General features: G+C 39.4%; 15 protein-coding genes and 1 pseudogene. 5 read left to right on the forward strand and 11 right to left on the reverse strand.

All coding sequences use genetic code 11. The features are described from left to right. Positions 1 to 66 precede the first annotated feature (66 nt). Entirely contained in the window at positions 67 to 594 is a 528-nt protein-coding gene (locus J7I90_RS02815; RefSeq protein ID WP_214768296.1) for an IseA DL-endopeptidase inhibitor family protein, read from the forward strand. Between the two features lie 176 nt (positions 595 to 770). Here J7I90_RS02815 and J7I90_RS02820 read toward each other — a convergent pair whose 3' ends face one another. The 4 genes from J7I90_RS02820 to J7I90_RS02835 all read right to left on the reverse strand — a co-directional run bounded on the left by J7I90_RS02820 (position 771) and on the right by J7I90_RS02835 (position 4,751). Next, entirely contained in the window at positions 771 to 1,760 is a 990-nt protein-coding gene (locus J7I90_RS02820) for an HAAS signaling domain-containing protein (protein WP_214768297.1), read from the reverse strand. Next, entirely contained in the window at positions 1,747 to 2,094 is a 348-nt protein-coding gene (locus J7I90_RS02825) for a PadR family transcriptional regulator (RefSeq protein WP_214768298.1), read from the reverse strand. Before J7I90_RS02825 ends, J7I90_RS02820 begins: the two co-directional genes overlap by 14 nt. Before the next feature lie 160 nt (positions 2,095 to 2,254). Beyond that, a complete protein-coding gene (locus tag J7I90_RS02830) occupies positions 2,255 to 3,601 on the reverse strand; it encodes a GntP family permease (RefSeq protein WP_214768299.1) in 1,347 nt (448 codons plus the stop codon). Between the two features lie 4 nt (positions 3,602 to 3,605). Further along, positions 3,606 to 4,751, reverse strand: coding sequence for a glycerate kinase (locus J7I90_RS02835; RefSeq protein WP_214768300.1), 1,146 nt, complete (start codon positions 4,749 to 4,751; stop codon positions 3,606 to 3,608). Positions 4,752 to 5,050: 299 nt separating this feature from the next. Here J7I90_RS02835 and J7I90_RS02840 point away from each other — a divergent pair, with 299 nt between their 5' ends. Further along, positions 5,051 to 6,145 (forward strand): CdaR family transcriptional regulator, encoded by a 1,095-nt coding sequence (locus tag J7I90_RS02840; protein WP_214768301.1) that lies wholly within the window; start codon positions 5,051 to 5,053, stop codon positions 6,143 to 6,145. A 142-nt stretch (positions 6,146 to 6,287) separates the two neighbouring features. After that, entirely contained in the window at positions 6,288 to 7,895 is a 1,608-nt protein-coding gene (locus tag J7I90_RS02845) for an FMN-binding glutamate synthase family protein (protein ID WP_214768302.1), read from the forward strand. A gap of 203 nt (positions 7,896 to 8,098) precedes the next feature. Here J7I90_RS02845 and J7I90_RS02850 read toward each other — a convergent pair whose 3' ends face one another. After that, positions 8,099 to 9,037 carry an MBL fold metallo-hydrolase gene (locus J7I90_RS02850; RefSeq protein WP_214768303.1) on the reverse strand — a complete coding sequence of 313 codons (939 nt, stop codon included), beginning with the start codon at positions 9,035 to 9,037 and terminating at the stop codon, positions 8,099 to 8,101. A 237-nt stretch (positions 9,038 to 9,274) separates the two neighbouring features. Further along, on the reverse strand, positions 9,275 to 9,868 hold the full coding sequence (locus tag J7I90_RS02855) for a branched-chain amino acid aminotransferase (protein WP_214768304.1): 594 nt from the start codon (positions 9,866 to 9,868) through the stop codon (positions 9,275 to 9,277). Positions 9,869 to 10,041: 173 nt separating this feature from the next. On the opposite strand from J7I90_RS02855, the gene J7I90_RS02860 reads away from it, so the two are divergent. Both J7I90_RS02860 and J7I90_RS02865 read left to right on the forward strand, forming a co-directional pair. Further along, positions 10,042 to 11,154 (forward strand): NAD(P)/FAD-dependent oxidoreductase, encoded by a 1,113-nt coding sequence (locus J7I90_RS02860; protein WP_214768305.1) that lies wholly within the window; start codon positions 10,042 to 10,044, stop codon positions 11,152 to 11,154. A 388-nt stretch (positions 11,155 to 11,542) separates the two neighbouring features. Beyond that, positions 11,543 to 11,862, forward strand: a pseudogene (locus J7I90_RS02865) (transposase); the annotation flags it as partial. A 328-nt stretch (positions 11,863 to 12,190) separates the two neighbouring features. Here J7I90_RS02865 and J7I90_RS02870 read toward each other — a convergent pair. The 5 genes from J7I90_RS02870 to J7I90_RS02890 form a co-directional block, all read right to left on the reverse strand. Then, a complete protein-coding gene (locus tag J7I90_RS02870; protein WP_214768306.1) occupies positions 12,191 to 12,940 on the reverse strand; it encodes a uracil-DNA glycosylase family protein in 750 nt (249 codons plus the stop codon). Between the two features lie 207 nt (positions 12,941 to 13,147). Beyond that, a complete protein-coding gene (gene glaH, locus J7I90_RS02875) occupies positions 13,148 to 14,086 on the reverse strand; it encodes a glutarate dioxygenase GlaH (RefSeq protein ID WP_214768307.1) in 939 nt (312 codons plus the stop codon). 328 nt (positions 14,087 to 14,414) lie between these two features. Beyond that, the gene (locus J7I90_RS02880) at positions 14,415 to 14,756 is read right to left on the reverse strand and encodes a DUF3870 domain-containing protein (RefSeq protein ID WP_214768308.1); all 342 of its coding nucleotides are present in this window, start codon (positions 14,754 to 14,756) and stop codon (positions 14,415 to 14,417) included. Positions 14,757 to 14,783: 27 nt separating this feature from the next. After that, positions 14,784 to 16,001 carry an L-2-hydroxyglutarate oxidase gene (gene lhgO, locus J7I90_RS02885; RefSeq protein WP_214768309.1) on the reverse strand — a complete coding sequence of 406 codons (1,218 nt, stop codon included), beginning with the start codon at positions 15,999 to 16,001 and terminating at the stop codon, positions 14,784 to 14,786. A 14-nt stretch (positions 16,002 to 16,015) separates the two neighbouring features. Next, positions 16,016 to 16,690 carry a GntR family transcriptional regulator gene (locus J7I90_RS02890; protein WP_214768310.1) on the reverse strand — a complete coding sequence of 225 codons (675 nt, stop codon included), beginning with the start codon at positions 16,688 to 16,690 and terminating at the stop codon, positions 16,016 to 16,018. Positions 16,691 to 16,929: the final 239 nt, after the last annotated feature.

A 16,929-nucleotide genomic window follows, 5' to 3' on the forward strand; every position in this document is an offset into this window, starting at 1 on the left:
AACAATTGTAATATTTATTAAACTTTCGTTACATAAGTATCCTATTAGGGATTGGGGAGATATGATATGAAAAAACTTTTAGGTATGTTATTATCCATTATCATTTTATTTTTCACATTAAGTGGTCCGGTTACCGCAAAAACGACATCATTGTCTGACGCAAATGCATTAAAGATAGCCGATAATGCCAGCAAACATTTTTGGAATGCTTTATATGGATACAAAACCCGTTCATGTTCACAAAAAACTTTCAATTATAAAGGGACAGAGTATTCTTACCTTTGCCAAGAGTTTAATACAAAAGATAAATTGGCTGCCTACTTAGCAGAGACATTTACTAATAATGCAGTTGAAAAAGGGCTTACTAAATATAATTACATTACTCATAAAGGGAAATTAGCACGTCCAGTCGGAGACGGCTTTAGCATGTTAGAGTGGAAAAAAGCAAAAATTAAATTGGCCTATCAAAAACAAAACGTTAGGTCATACAATTTAACAGTACCTACAGTCGACGGTGAGTCAGTAAAAAGAACGGTGACCTTTTATAAGTCCGGATCTACTTGGAAAGTCAATCAGTTCGATGCAGTTCAATAATACATTGGTTTAAATGTAACGCCTCATATGCTGTATAGTTAGTTAAAAACTATATGACATATGAGGTGTTTTTTGTTGTCCCTTGTATCTTGAGAAATAATCTTTCAGACTTGTATGAGCTCACCTTCCACTTCACAAAACATTCAAAAAAAAAAACACAGCTAAGATGCTGTGCCTTAACGGATTTTTGCCTTTCGGAAGCCTTGATAGGTATCGTAGGCGGCAAAAATGATGGCGATGAGGATGAGACCCCAGTATATCGAGCTTTTCCATTCATCGATTGAGAATAGTGTTCTTTGGTATGCAAGGAACTCCGGGTTCAATAAATCAGGATTACTGATGATGATGATGAAAGCCAGAGTGTACAACAGCTGGTATATGGCATGAAAAAAAGCTAATTTCAGGGTCCATCGACTTAAAAATAATTTATATATCGCTAAGAGCACCCCAATAATAATGACGCAAGATACCAGCAGCCAATAGGAATTCAATACATCTTGATTAAAAGAAGGTGTCACGAAAATGAGACTGCCATTTCTTTTTTCATAGACGCCTAAGAGGTTTGCTGCATTGAAATAAAGGGCTGCGAATATGGAAAGGCCTAACAAATTTGCAAAAACCTCGATCATAGGGACCGCTTTTTTCTTTGAAATGTTCGGAATATCTTTTAAGTTTTCCGGTGTCCATGGTTTCAAGTTTTTTGTTAAAGGCGACTGGTCTTTTGAAGTATCCAAGCGTTCTAAAATGGCAAATGAAAGCGTTAACCAGAAAAACACTTGGATACCTGTACTTATGATACCTGAAATTCCTTTCCCGATTATTTTTAAAATTACTTCCATAACCGTATTCCCCGTATCCCGAAACGGATTTTCCCCTACTAATGCAATCAGTGAAATGACTGCAGCGATTGGTAAAATCATTTTCAGCAGACTGATATAAACATCATAATAACGAGGCCCGATCAGATGCATTGGCCGATCGCGATAACCACTTGCCAGTGTAACCGGATCTCCTAATTTTAAAAGTACCGCTTTCACGTCTTGCTCCGTATGATCCTCCGGAAGCATATCTTCGATTGTGGATTGAAGCTCAAGCGCAATATCCGCCCGGTTTTTTTCTGGCAGCCTACGGGTCACTTCCTGAATATAAAGTTCAATCAGCTTCATCTTCTCCCTCTCCTTTTAATAATATATAAAGCTCTTGAGAAGTTTTTTCCCATTCTTCCTTTAACTGCGTGAAGATTTCTCCCCCATAATCACTTAAAGAATAGTACTTGCGCGGTCTACTTTCAGAAGTATCCCAGCTGCTGGTCACCAATTCTTGTTTTTCCAGGCGGCGAAGCAAAGGATATAAAGTACTTTGATCAATGGTAATTCCAGACTTCTCTAAACGCTGGACAAGCGAGTACCCATACTGCGGAGTTTTGAGCTGACTTAAGACAGCTAACGTCAAAGTTCCTCTGCGTAGCTCAGTGGTTAATGAATTCAGTAAAGTGCTCATCCAATCACCCCTTCTCTATACTATGTGACGTACACCATACCTTATACTATGCATCATACACTATTTTAGTTCTTACACCAATATGAAAATGAAAATATATATTATTTAAAGCATAAAAAAGAGAAGCGGTTCACGCCTCTCCGTTTTTCCAATATTAAAATCACACAAGAATGACCCACAATATCATTGTCGTGATAATCGTGACCACTCCTTGTATTAAGGTTGCCATCGTTTGAGCTTTATAAGCATCCGTCACTTTCATCCCGCTAAATTGGGTGACCACCCAGAAGAAGCTATCATTTACATGACTTACTGTCATCGCACCTGCTCCAACAGCCATGACTACCAATGCAAGAGGAACAGCCCCTTCAATACCCAACGTAGGAAGCATGGGGGCAATCAAAGAGGAAGTGATGACCAGTGATGCTGTCGAAGAACCCTGGGCGGTTTTCAACCCAGCAGCAATTAGGAACGGGACCAACAGGAACAAGGAACCGCCAAAGATGCTACCCATATCCCAACTTTGGATGATGTCTGCAATCCCCGTATTTTTAATGACGGTACCAAATGCTCCGCCCGCCCCGGTGATCAATAATATTGGCGCAGCATCCAATAAGGCGGCAGCTATCCAGTTTGTTAATGTTTCTTCATCATACTTAGGCAGCAATGTCAGAGCGGAAATTACTCCGACGAGCAATGCGATGACCGGCTGGCCCAAGAATACGAAAAATGCGGCGATCCCCCCCTCTGTCCCCAAGAGCGTTAATACAGAACTGGCTCCAATCAGGACAATCGGTAATACGATTGGTAAAAATGATTGTAAGGCAGAAGGCATCTTGCCGAATGAACGGACAATTTCATCATAATCGTAATCCAGGTCACTACTGTCATCTTCAACTTCTATCTTGGTCGCTACTTTCATTGACCATATATAACCAGCAAGTGCAGCTGGAATGGCCGTAATAAGACCTATCAAAATGACGGTCCCCAAGTATCCGTCCGCTCCGATATTTCCGGCTGCCGCAATTGGCCCCGGAGTTGGGGGTACAAGTGTATGTGTCGCATACAAACCTGTTGCAAGTGCAACTGACATGGAAGCAACCGCTACTTTTGCGCGTCTTGCCAATGCTTTTCTTAAGCTTGATAAAATAACGAAACCTGAATCGCAAAAAACGGGTATGGAAACGATAAAGCCAATCATACTCATGGCAAGCTGCGGTCTTTTAGGACCGACAATCCTCAATACGACTTCGGCCATTCGCAATGCGGCCCCGGCCTTTTCCAAAATGGTTCCGATTATTGTACCGAAAACGATTACAAGTCCAATGCTCGTCATCAATCCGCCAAAACCACCGTTGATATTCTCAACGATCTGATCCAGTGGCATTCCGGAAGCAAAACCCACAAATAATGTGCCCAATAGAAGCGATAAGAACGGATGAAGCTTGAATTTAGTTGTCGCAAAAACAATTAAGAACACGCCGATGGCCAAAACAATAAATAACATAAGATTACCCCCTATTTTTGATCGCTGCCAAAAAAGCCCGCATTACTTGTTCGGCTGAAACTTCCAACAATTCAGCTCCTCTTTCCATAGCTTCCTTTAAAGGCATGGGAGCGTTCACCAAACTATGAACACTCGTTATTCCGTGGTCATATAAAACTTCAAAACCTGTTCCGATCGATCCAGCCAATGCAAATACTGGAATACCATGCTTTTTGGCTTCTTGTGCAACTCCCATGGGTGTTTTGCCTGAAGCAGTCTGGTAATCGATTTGGCCCTCTCCGGTAAAGACACAATCGGCCCCGGACAATTTTTCACCCAGTTTCGTATACTCCATGACAATATCGATGCCCCTTTTTGTTTCTGCACGGAAAAAGGCTTGAAATGCACCTCCAATTCCACCTGCAGCACCAGCACCTGCTTTATCATGCAAGTGTATGCCTGTTTTGATTTCCACCAAATCAGCCCATGATGATAAAGCTTTATCAAGCATTTCAACCATGTCGGAAGTCGCCCCTTTTTGAGGTCCGAATACCCTTGATGCCCCATCAGGACCGACTAACGGATTTTGGACATCCGAGGCAATTAAAAATTCGGAATCCGCTATTCTAGAATCAAAATCCTCCGTATTAATGGTTGATATCCGTGATAATTCGGCACCTCCGTATCCCAGAGTTTTACCTTCTTCATCAAACACCTTCATTCCTAAAGCCTGGAGCATACCGACACCGCCATCGTTGGTAGCGCTTCCACCAATCGCTAAAATGAACTTTCGACAGCCATCATTCAATGCTTTTTGAATAAGCTCCCCTGTCCCGTATGAAGTAGTGATCAATGGGTTCAACTCAGCTGGATCGACAAGGCAAAGACCAGATGCACTAGCCATTTCAATCACACAAGTTTTTTGATCGCCCAAGATTGCATATGCTGCCTGAACATCTTCAAGTAAAGGTCCTTTAACGATCACTTCAACTTTTCGACCATTTGTAGCTGCTACAAGACTATCCATCGTGCCTTCCCCGCCATCCGCCGCAGGAACCAATACTGTCTCCGCATCCGGCAGTGCCTTCCTGACTCCTCGCTCAATAGCTTTTGAAGCTTCTGTTGCTGATAAACTTCCTTTATAGGAATCTGGTGCAATAACAATTTTCATGCTCAGTTCCCCTTTGAATATATTTTTATATCAATTTAATTATAATCTTCGGAAATATTTTAATCATCATTCATTCTAAACGAAAATTAGTATGACATATTGTATTTTTTTGGTTATACTATACAGAAAAATGATCAGTCTGAAAAGTTTTCTGTTATTTTCCCATTTTCCTAAAGTATAAGATAGCTAAATGCTTAAACTATCGACGATCTCCCTTTACATGAAAATCATAGCTTGTTTGCATGAAATATGATCACCATTCTGTTAGCAAATAAAAAAACTCTAGAAGGATGACTTGAATGTTGACACAAGAAATTGCAATGGAAATTGTCAAACAAACCACCAATAGACTTAACAGAAACATTAATATTATGGATGATAAAGGAATCATCATCGCTTCCGGAGATCACGAACGCATCGACCAATTGCATTTAGGAGCAATGGAAGTACTGAAAACGGGAAAGCCGTTAATCATTCCCGAAAATGATCGTCATCAATGGGTAGGTGTCCTTCCTGGAATTAATTTGCCGATTAATTTTCAAAATGTAATTATAGGCGTCATCGGTATCACCGGAGATCCGACAGAACTTTTGGAATTCGGCGAATTGGTGAAAATGATAACGGAAATGATGCTTCATCAAGCTTTTATGGCGGAACAACTCGAATGGAAACAACACTTGAAAGAATTGGTATTTGAAGACTTATTAAAGGAAGATATCAATCAGCATTCGATTGATCAGAGACTAGAACTGATTGGAATGAAATTAGAACCTCCCTATCAAGTGGGGGTAATGGAAATGAAAATAAATCCGTTAAATAAAAATGAGCTGATTCAAATGACTGAAACTGTTTTTGGTTCCCAGTATGCCCTTGTTGGGTTCCTCAATGTGAATCGGGTTTTCATTCTCACTACGGGTCTTAGCGGAAATAACATTGACAAAAGACTGGATTCTACCATCAAACAATTAAAAGCAAAAGACTTCGTTATACGAATCGGTTTGGGCTCTATCGTGGATAGGGAATCATCCATCGTCCACTCTTTCCGCGAAGCTGAAACAGCACTTTTACTAGGTGAAGCCAATCAAGCTTTATCTAGATATACTGATATGGAAACAAAAGCTTTGTTGGAAAGGATAAATGAGCGGACGAAACAGCAATTTCAGGAAAGGATTTTAGGCAGCTTATCCGAAAAGTTGATTGAGACCCTGCAACAATTTTTCCAAAGTAACTTAAATATCGGGGAATGTGCAAAAAGAATGTATATCCATCGTAATTCCCTTATATACCGATTAAGAAAAATCAAGGACATTACCGGATATAACCCACAGATGCTGCAAGATGCCATAACTTTACAGTTAGCCATTTGGATAAGTCAATCGAAAAGGAGAAGTTGAAAGAAATTGTGAGAACAATATTGTCTATTTAAATTATTTTCGTTCCATCCCTATTAAAGCCTTGCATTGAAATTCTGTATAATTGATCGAATTACCGAGTAGATTAAAAATACATGATTTTTTGCATATCAGGAGGGATTGAATGAGTGGCATAGCAAATCTTTTAATAATCCTTGGATTTACCGTTGTTTTCATCATTATCATCGTTTTGGTTTTACTATTACTTTATATGATTTTCTTTGATCGCATGCAGAAGCATCATGCAATTTTAAGAAATTACCCCGTACTTGGGAGAATACGATACTTTCTAGAAAAAATTGGACCTGAGATGAGGCAATATTGGTTTAACAGTGATAACGAAGGAAAACCATTTTCCCGTGACGACTATGAGCATATGGTGAAAAGTTCAAAATATTTACGGGATGTCATAGGTTTTGGCTCAAAACGGGATTTTGATGAGGAAGGCTTCTTTGTTAAAAATAGCATGTTCCCAAAATTGGCCGAAGAAGAAAAATATGATCGTGAAACTAAAGTGAAGACGAAAAGGTACATTCTGTTGAAAGATCCGCTTTTCTCACAACGTGAAGAAAAATGGGAAGATGAAGTATCCTCTGCATTCTTATTGAATGATGAAGATGCCGTAATCATAGGCCCAAACACTAAGAATCCTTTTCGACTAAAAGGCCTTATCGGCATGTCAGCCATGAGTTATGGCTCATTGGGAAAGAACGCAATCACAGCGCTTTCTGAGGGATTGGCTGCAGCAAAAGGTACCTGGATGAATACAGGTGAAGGAGGATTATCTCCTTATCATTTAGCTGGCGGTGTCGACATTATCATGCAAATCGGTCCAGCCATGTTTGGAGTTCGTGATAGTTTCGGTGAAATGGATTGGGATGAGTTAAAAAGAAAAAGTGAAATACCCGAAATCAAAGCATTTGAAATCAAATTGGCTCAGGGTGCCAAAACTCGCGGAGGACATATCGATGCTGAAAAAGTGAATCCGGAAATCGCTGAAATCCGTAAGGTCACTCCTTACAAAGCGATTGATAGTCCGAATCGGTTTTATCAATACAATGACGTAAAATCCATGTGCGATTTTATCGAAAAAATCAGGGAACATACTGGAATCCCGGTCGGCATCAAAATGGTCATCGGCGGCACTGACAGTGTTGAAGAGCTCGCTAGCTACATGAAAGAAACCGGGAAAGGTCCGGATTTCATTTCATTGGATGGAGGTGAAGGCGGCACGGGTGCTTCTTATCAGGAGTTGATCGATAGTGTAGGATTGCCGATAAAATCCGCTTTACCGATTTTAGTATCGACACTGGAAAAATATGGGGTCCGCAATCGGGTTAAAATCATCGCCTCCGGTAAATTGTTCACACCTGATAGAATTGCGATAGCCCTTGCCATGGGAGCAGACCTTGTTAACATAGCTCGAGGTTTCATGATTGCGATAGGATGTATCCAGACGATGAAATGCCATTCCAATGCTTGTCCTGTCGGGGTGGCCACCACTGATCCAGATTTGCAAAAAGCACTTGTAATCGATGAAAAGAAATACCGCGTGGTTAACTTTCTTGTAACCCTTAGAAAAGGATTATTTCGGATCTCAGCGGCTGCCGGTTTAGATTCGCCAATCCATTTTCAACCTAAGCATATTAGCTATAAGGACGATAAAGGAATTGTCACATCCCTTGAAGATATTATGAAAGAAGTTAATGGACAAATAGGTTCCAGGCAATGAAAAAACCACCGCCCAAATATGATGGGGCGGTGGTTTTTTCCTATTACATGAAGCCATTTTAGGATGTCAAAGTGTGTAACGCATGCAATCGAATTCCCCTGATTCCACTTTTCTCTTACCCGCCAGCTTTCCATAGCGATAATAATAAACAAAATGCGGAGTAATACAAGCGGCTTTAGCTTAAATTCGGGATTATTAAAATATCAAATGGATTGATAATACCATTTGCCCTCACGTTTAAACTTTCTGCATTGGTCATTCAAAAGAAGGTATTCTAGGTGTGCCAATGTTTCACCTTTAGCAAATCTTGTTTCGTGAATGGACAGATTTCCAAATAAGATCTGGCAAGCACTTTTTACAGAAATCGGCTCTTTCATGTTTTCATGAATTACATGCAGTCGGTCCTGGTGGTGATCCAACAATTCAGCAATTCTTTTATTGGCATTTTGAAACGGTTTCCCATGAGAAGGGATGACATACTCAACGTCCAGCTTTTGTATTTTTTTCAAAGATTTAAAAAACTCTTCCAATGGGTTGCTTAAACCTTTAAACCAATAAGATATATTTGGAGATATCTTGGGCAATATATGATCTGTGGAGAAAAGGACGCTATTTTCCTTATTATATAAGGAAATCAGGCCATCGGAATGGCCCGGAGTGAAAAGCACTTCATACTCATATTTGCCAAATTGCAGCTTCATTCCTTCTTCAAGATGATGATTTACGGTAGGATAGGGTTTTACTTGGGGCATGAATCCGCTTTCGTCACTGGATAAGGCCACGGCGATGTCTTCTTCCATCCCACACGCATTGTAATTTTCTTTAAGCAGGTTCAGTGAATCGGCTTCCCAATACGTAGTTCCCGCATGCTCATCCACTTCTGTCATCCATACATCGGCACCGGTCAATTGTTGTAATGTCCCTGCATACCCGAAATGATCTGGGTGATAATGTGTGATGATAATATCGGTAATATCGTGTTTTTCGATAATTGGGTTCCATAAATCCCTTGTCGTTTTGTTATTTAATCCCGCATCAATGATAGTCCATCCATTTTCACCTTCCGCCAGGAAACAATGGACATGGTCCAATCTAAAAGGCAATGGAATGGTAATTTGAGTAACTTTCAATTCATTCAGCAAGTATAACTTCCCCTTCCGATGTAACTGCATTTACATGAAAAAAATCGAAATTGCTAAAAACAAAACATTTAAATTTATTAAATAACGTATATCATTAATCAATTCGACGTATTTTTTCAGTTTCCTTTAATCATATCCAGAGCCAATCGATTAAAATCCAGAAGCAATAGCCTAGGGGCAATGGTTAATTCATGAAAATAAAAAAAACCGCCATTAAAATTAATGGCGGCACCTCATTTACATATCTTCCTCGATCGTTTGAACAAGGTTGAAAAGAAAATGATAAATTAAATGAAAAGCTTCTTCCAATGACATGTCTTCTTGAAACCCTTTAATGTTATCCATGGCAAAATTCACATCCCATAGCCCTTCGCCCTGGTTAAACATTAAACTGAACGACCCAATTCCTTCTTGGAGTTCCTTGGTTAAATAAGTTTTTAAAACATTTCCCATTTTTTTCTGGAATTTCAATCCGAACATCGCGTTATATGTACCGAAAACATCATCGACTTCTAACGAAAGTGCTTCCACACCGATTAATTCGAACCATTGTGATTCAAAGTAAAGGAATTCATCTTTGTTTTTTTTCAAATACTCAATCGGTTGTGATAAAAATGCAGAGTTCTCTTCAGAGATTAATTCTTCGCTCTCTTTATTACTGCGCTCCATATAAGCATCCGTAAAACGCGATGCATTTTCTTTTTCTACAATAATGATATCCTCGGCGAGTAATTTATGCTTTTCTACATAATCCTTTTCTTCTTTGTATAACTCACTCTTGTTTTCGCTTACGGATTTTGATATGTATGATTCCATTTGTTTTTTTAGCATGATATGTCCTCCTAGTGTCTTTTCAAGCTTTCACAATTTCAATCATAGCATATTCAGTATAGATAAAATAACTTTGTGAAAGAAATTACAATATCAGATGTGGCAATCATTTCGGGTCTTCGATATAGTAGTGATAAGCGTTTATACACATGAAAGAAATGAGATGTTGAATCATGCAAAAAATCATAGTAGTTGGTGCAGGAATTTTGGGAGCTTCCACTGCCTATCATTTGGCTAAAAATGGGGTTGAAGTGATCATTATTGACCGCCAAGATGTCGGTCAGGCAACATCTGCAGCTGCAGGAATCGTTTGCCCGTGGATATCGCAAAGGCGCAACCAAGCTTGGTATCTTCTTGCCAAAAATGGTGCGGCTTTTTACCCGGGCTTAATTGAAGAACTTGAACGGGACGGTGAAACCGAGACTGGGTATGCCCAGGTCGGTGCCATAAGTCTACATACAGATGAAGCTAAACTGAATGCCATGAAGAACCGGGCGGCAAAACGGCAAGAAGATGCACCGGAGATGGGGGCGATCACCTTACTTTCCGCAGAGGCAACACGTGCCTTATTCCCGCCTCTTTCAAGCGAATATGCAGCCGTTCATGTGAGTGGTGCAGCGCGGGTCGATGGAGGCGCACTACGTGATTCCTTATTGAGGGCTTCACAGAAATACGGTGCAAAACTTATGTATGGCGAGGCAAAACTTACATATAACGGTACCCAAGTGTCAGGTGTAACACTTAGAGATGAATTCATTCCTGCTGATAAAGTGATTGTTTGTGCTGGCGCTTGGGCACCGGAATTACTGAAACCACTGGGCGTGAATTTCCAAGTCACTTTCCAAAAGGCGCAAATCATTCATCTGGAAATGGCAAATGAAAATACAAATAACTGGCCAGTAGTCATGCCTCCGAGTGATCAATATCTTTTGGCTTTTAATAATAATAAAATCGTTGCGGGGGCGACTCATGAAAATACGGAAGTTTTCGATAACCGAATGACCGCAGGAGGGCTGCAGGAAGTTTTCAACAAAGCCTTGCAAACCGCCCCCGGTTTGACAGATAGTACGTTTGTTGAGGCAAGGGTCGGATTCCGTCCATTCACGCCGGGATTCCTTCCAGTCATGGGACCTTTACCTGGCTGGGGAGGCATAATCGTAGCCAATGGTCTTGGAGCTTCAGGTTTAACAATGGGCCCATATATAGGCTCAATATTGGCAAACCTCGCACTTGACAGAGAAATTGAAATCGATATCGAAAATTATGATATAAGAGGTGCGCTATAAATATAGCTCCCTTTAATTAACTTGCTGTATGAACTCGACTGATCAGAAAATGATCAATTCCGTTTTTTTTTAAATGGTCCTTTTCATAAAAAAAATCAAGGACCTTTAATGCGTCCTTGATTCAGACTGTAGATAGACAGACTCTAGGAAAATCGAGTTTGTCCATTTTTTTATGGCTTGTACAATTTGAACGTTGATTGGAACGTAGGGCACTCGCTTTCCTCGGCTTTCGCCTGCGGGGTCTCCCCTAGACGCGCTTTTCTAAGCAGGAGTCTTGTACCTTCCGTTCCAATCAACTTTGCTTTAACTCTTAGATCGAACACTTCTGCCTAGGGTCATTTTAAAATAGAAGTATTAAAAGATGAGGTGCTGAAGATGCTTTCTAAACATGATTCCTATTCAGCGCGATCAACTTGAAATGATTACTTTAGATCAATTGGGTGCCACCGAACCATTTGATTCGTAAAATGGAGGATGCCATTGACTTCACTTTCATTTATGACTTGGTGAAAGGTATGTATTCAGAGGTAGGACGCCCAAGTATTGATCCCGTTATTTTAGTTAAACTGACATTCATTCAATATACCCTCGGTATTCGTTCCATGCGTAAAACGATTGAAGAAGCGGAAACAATATGGCTTACAGTTCGTTCTTAGGCTATGGTTTTCATGATAAAGTACTTCCTACTCAACGTTCGGGAAAAATCATGCTGTTCTTTTAAATGAATAAATAAGAATCTTCCATTTCAATTTATTTCATCTATTTATTAATATCAGGTTCACTTACTTCTTCATAAATAACTTTTAACTCTTCAATAGTGAGTGATTTTAAAAATTCCTCTAATTCATCCATGTTAATGCCTCCTATAATCAAGAACATTCGTTCCTATTATAATCACCATATTATCACTAGTAAATAGTTAATTTAACTTTTAACACTAATTGATGAATTATAGAATTCAATAATCAACTGTTTCCCATCCTTTTATACCTATAAAATATTCAATGAGCATACAGCACTCCTTTTTAACCCACGGTCATTTCCCTTGAAAATAGTACTGTAACATCATTTTCATTTGCTCTTTATTTGCTGCAAATTGCTTATGACGATGACCATTTCCTCCAGATGGATGAGGAAATCCTAGAAGTATGTTATTGGCATCCAAATAATCTTGACCCGCTAAATAGTCTAAGACCTTGGTAACATTAACGCCTAAAGGAATAATAAGCGGACGTTCAATGGTACCTATTTCGGTAGCAAACCCCTCCATTATATATTTTTTTAGCAACTCGGTCTTTAAAATGTTCGGAGTTGTTCCACTATAGTTTTTTCCGTTATAAAATACTGGATAGGTTAAAACAGAGGTAGTATGAACGAGATGACTTGCGTCTTTAAAAAGATCCAGTGAGGACGATATGTTCAAGTATGTGTGTAATCCAAGCTCATCCAACATTTTAACTAAATTTTTCCTCATCGTTCCTTCAAAACTGGAATTCTTTTTTACTTCGTGCAGGATCTCTTCATCGCTATGCAGGTGCCCTCTTGCGTTAATTACGGTAGAATAAGATTTTTTCATTTGATGTAAACCAGGAGTGATTCCGACTATCACGACTTTTGCCCGTTCATTTACATACTCGAAAGGAGCGTAATATATTTCGAGTTTTTTCTTTTCTTCTCTTTCAAGCAAAAATTGCTCATTCTTTATCATTTCATCTGTATAGACAGCAGGTAAAGAGTTAATTAAGTCCTTAAATTGCGTAAACTTAGAAAAATTAGCGATCCCCATAAATTACAACCCCTTTTTCCCTTTATTTATTTTGGCCAATTCAGTATATCAGAAATTCAGATTTGCCACCGACATAGGGGCATTATGAATCTTGTTGGAAACCTCTCAAAAAAAAGATAAATTGCTTTCCAACCCTAGGATTGAAAAGAATTTATCTTAAAAATGGTATTTGGGGATGAAAAAAATGTTTGGGTTTACAAATTGAAACTATTGATTGAATCTTCCGCGTTGGCGAAGTAATTCACGATTCAGGTTCGGATCCTTTTCAAATGCAGCGCGGCCGTGAAGCCAGAATATGTTGTTGACAACAACTAAATCTCCAACAGGCAATTCTAGTTCAAGTACACTTTCATCGCTTTCTAATGAATTGGATAAATCGCGCAAGTATTTGGCTTGTTCGATTGATTCAGGATAAACAAATTGATCGATAAAACATACACCAGGTTTGTTATTATGATTGAAGAAGGTCAATCTTTCAATTTCCTGGTCAACGTTCTTGCTCTTTGGAGCTTTATACGTAAATTTGTGGCTGGATAATGGATGATCCACATACATATCAAGCTCTTTCCAATCGTCTAAATGCAATAAACGTGATTCGCCACCGCGTGCATTTTGTTCGACCATCTTCATCATCAGTAACCAGTCCGTTGGTTCATCTACAAAGGTGCCATCCGTATGAAGTGTAAATAAACGATAAGCCTGACGTAAATATGAATCACTGCTATCCGTGTCTTGAACACTGAAGCGGGCATAATATTTCCCTGACATGGAATCATAGTTTGGAGTTCCCAGCAAGTATGAAATGGCCGTTGCAAAAATGACATATTCATCTGTATTCTCCGTGACACCCTCCAAGCCAAGGGTGAAGCCGCCGGATTCCCGATCATGAACGATGTTACGAAGCAATTCACCAAAGTCTTCCCCTACTTGATCCAAAAGGTATGAAGCAATGATGAGTCGTGCATATGGCGTATATTCCAGATGTTGAACAGACTGATTATCATTGGATACCGTTTCTAAAAAAGCAGCAATCGCCTCTTTTGAAATTTCAATATGATATAAACGGCTGGATTGAGGGTGAACTTTCACCTCGTATTTTTCTGTTTTCCTTTCAAACTTCGCTTTCTTTTTTTCTGCAATGTTCATGAATGATTCCTCCTGTTATTTGTAATATAGGTGACAAAGTTAACAGGAAATATAAAAAGCCAGTCGCACATGATCCCCATATAAAATGAGAATCCAACTGTACAACTGGCTTATATTCACTTCACTGCTCTATGCAAATAGAGTCACAGCGAATATGCAGTTTATGTATGATTTATTTTTCCTGTTTCCAATCATTAAGATCTTTACACGATTCTGAAAAGGTATTTTCCAAAAGGTGTTAATGTCATAATATTGGCTTAATTACATTAAAGCGTTTTTTCGTAAAATTGTCAACATCTTTTACAAATTATTCTGATAAACTATTTTACTAACTTGGTAGTTTCGTTTTTTCTGCCGCTTTAATTTGCTGAAAATGGAGATCCAGGTCCTTCAATGCAGCAATCAATGCATTAGCCGCTTTCCCCCGATAATAAGATGTAATCGATTCTATCGCTTCATCAATACCATCATTTAAACTGATCCCTTTTAATAAACGCCCAATGAATTCCCGGCCATGCTCCGTTGCCAGTGTACAAGAAGCCTCCAAGACAACCCCATATTTAGCATCGACTTCTGCGGTGATGGTCAATGTTTCAAAGACACTTTTCGCTGCCATCCCTTGAGGTAAACGTGCGTGACCTGCAATAAAAATTGTTTTACCATTGAACATGAGGCCTCTTCCTCTCTTTATCGAATATTATTTTGTCAATACAGCTTCCAATAAGTGTGATTGTTCCGGAATGCGGGTAACAACCTCTTTGCCAATTTCAATGGAGGCTGTTGCTGCAGGTGAGGGTGCATTACAAACATGAATGGTCCGTTTCCCCATTATAATATGAAAATCATCCACCATATTCCCGTCATCCTGTAACGCCTGTGCCCGAACTCCGGCAGGTGCAGGGATTAAATCATCTTCTTGAATTTCCGGAATCAATTCCTGAAGGCTTTTCGTAAATTGCTTTTTACTAAAAGAACGGACATATTCATCCATCCCTTCCTTCATGAACTTACTGGCCAGTTTCCAAAAACCTTTATAGCTTAAAACTTCAGTTAAATCCTTCGCATTGAAATCGGTTTTTTTATAACCTTCACGTTTGAAACTTAGTACAGCATTTGGACCGGCATCTACTTCCCCGCTTATCATCCGCGTGAAATGAACACCTAAAAATGGAAATTTCGGGTTAGGTACCGGATAGATTAAATGGTTGACAAGGAAGCGCTTTTCAGGCTTCAATTTAAAATACTCGCCGCGAAACGGGACAATTTTCATATCAGTTTTATAGCCGGCAGCTGCTGCGATACGGTCACTGTGCAATCCAGCGCAATTAATGACTATCCTTGCTTTTATTGTCCCGTTGTTCGTAGCGATGATGACTTCATTAGAATCCTCGTCAATCTTCTCGACCTTTGTATTAAGCTTGATTTCACCGCCGTTGCTTCGGATGATATCCGCCATCTTTTCACTTACCTGACGATAATTGACGATGCCAGCTTGCGGGACGCGAATTGCTCCAAGTCCATTAACATGCGGTTCAATTTCCTTTAATTCTTCCACATTGATTCTTTGTATAGCTAGCTCATTTTGCAAACCGCGTAAATATAAATCATCTAGAAGTGGCAAATCTTCTGGCTTTGTTGCAACAATGACCTTGCCGCAAATATCATGATCAATTCCATGCATCCTGCAGAATTCCGTCATTGATTTGCTCCCTTGACGGGCAAACCGTGCTTTGAAACTGCCTGGTTTATAATAAATTCCTGAATGGATGACGCCGCTGTTATGCCCCGTTTGATGATTAGCAACAGCAGCCTCTTTTTCAATGACAACCACTTTAGCATTAGGAAAACGCCGATAAAGGGCCATTCCCGTCGATAATCCTACAATTCCCCCACCAACAATTGCGAAATCATACACAATTAACACTCCTTTTATTGATGATGTTTATTATTCAGCAACTCCATATACGTAATTAAATTGTTTTTAGTCCGTAAAATGTGAAATTCTACTGCTGCCCTTAGTTCTGCAGGATCTCCTCTAAGTGCCGCTTCATATATCATCCGGTGTTCCCGTTGCGTTTCTGGGTAATAATCAATCAGCAAATTAGGCGCAATGGGTGAGATACCCAATGTTTCCACCATTTTTTGAACTCTTGGCCATGGGCACCCTTTTCGGAGGGTTTCATGAAAAGCCGCATTTAAAAGGATATAATGCTCATTGGTTTCATCAGATAACTGAATCCCTTCCATTTCAATCAAAATGCCCTTTAATTTTTCTTTATCCTCCTTTGTTAAATAAGGAAGCGACTTTTCTACAGCAAGGCCTTCAAGCAGAGACCTGGTATGATAAATTTCTTCAATATCATCCCGGGTAATCGGTGTGACGATTGCACCTTTATGAGGAACCATTTCCACCAACCCCTCCATTTGAAGTTGTGTAAGGGCTTCACGAATGGGCATTCTGCTTACTTCCAGGCGATCTGCCCACTCCTCTTGGATGAGTCGCTCCCCCTTTTTCAACGTCCCATTCAAAATCGCTTTCCTAAGACTTTTCGTTACATTTTTTACGATTGTAGATTTATCTCTTTTAGAATTAACATTATCCAATTCAGAGTCCACCTTTCGATATTGGATACAATTTAAACTATATCAACTTAATAAAGCGATTACAATACAGAAAATTAAATAAATTGTATCCAATTAAAAAAACACTGGATACAATAACTAAGGTAAACCATCTACTCCTCAAATCTAAATAATTTTTGGCATTCGTTTATATTTAACTATTAATCTGCTTTATTTGTTCCACGGCCATTAGAATCCACTATCGTGGAGATTATACTTTA

The organism is Bacillus sp. ISL-57, assembly GCF_018613135.1.
GTDB lineage: Bacteria > Bacillota > Bacilli > Bacillales > DSM-1321 > Peribacillus > Peribacillus frigoritolerans.

Excerpts from the sequence above, each read along its gene's own strand:
- J7I90_RS02860 (WP_214768305.1), top strand. The coding sequence starts at position 10,042 with ATGCAAAAAATCATAGTAGTTGGTGCAGGAATTTTGGGAGCTTCCACT.
- J7I90_RS02835 (WP_214768300.1), bottom strand. The coding sequence starts at position 4,751 with ATGAAAATTGTTATTGCACCAGATTCCTATAAAGGAAGTTTATCAGCA.
- glaH (WP_214768307.1), bottom strand. The coding sequence starts at position 14,086 with ATGAACATTGCAGAAAAAAAGAAAGCGAAGTTTGAAAGGAAAACAGAA.
- J7I90_RS02815 (WP_214768296.1), top strand. The coding sequence starts at position 67 with ATGAAAAAACTTTTAGGTATGTTATTATCCATTATCATTTTATTTTTC.
- J7I90_RS02830 (WP_214768299.1), bottom strand. The coding sequence starts at position 3,601 with ATGTTATTTATTGTTTTGGCCATCGGCGTGTTCTTAATTGTTTTTGCG.
- J7I90_RS02825 (WP_214768298.1), bottom strand. The coding sequence starts at position 2,094 with ATGAGCACTTTACTGAATTCATTAACCACTGAGCTACGCAGAGGAACT.
- J7I90_RS02845 (WP_214768302.1), top strand. The coding sequence starts at position 6,288 with ATGAGTGGCATAGCAAATCTTTTAATAATCCTTGGATTTACCGTTGTT.
- J7I90_RS02820 (WP_214768297.1), bottom strand. The coding sequence starts at position 1,760 with ATGAAGCTGATTGAACTTTATATTCAGGAAGTGACCCGTAGGCTGCCA.
- J7I90_RS02870 (WP_214768306.1), bottom strand. The coding sequence starts at position 12,940 with ATGGGGATCGCTAATTTTTCTAAGTTTACGCAATTTAAGGACTTAATT.
- J7I90_RS02880 (WP_214768308.1), bottom strand. The coding sequence starts at position 14,756 with ATGTTCAATGGTAAAACAATTTTTATTGCAGGTCACGCACGTTTACCT.
- J7I90_RS02840 (WP_214768301.1), top strand. The coding sequence starts at position 5,051 with ATGTTGACACAAGAAATTGCAATGGAAATTGTCAAACAAACCACCAAT.
- J7I90_RS02855 (WP_214768304.1), bottom strand. The coding sequence starts at position 9,868 with ATGCTAAAAAAACAAATGGAATCATACATATCAAAATCCGTAAGCGAA.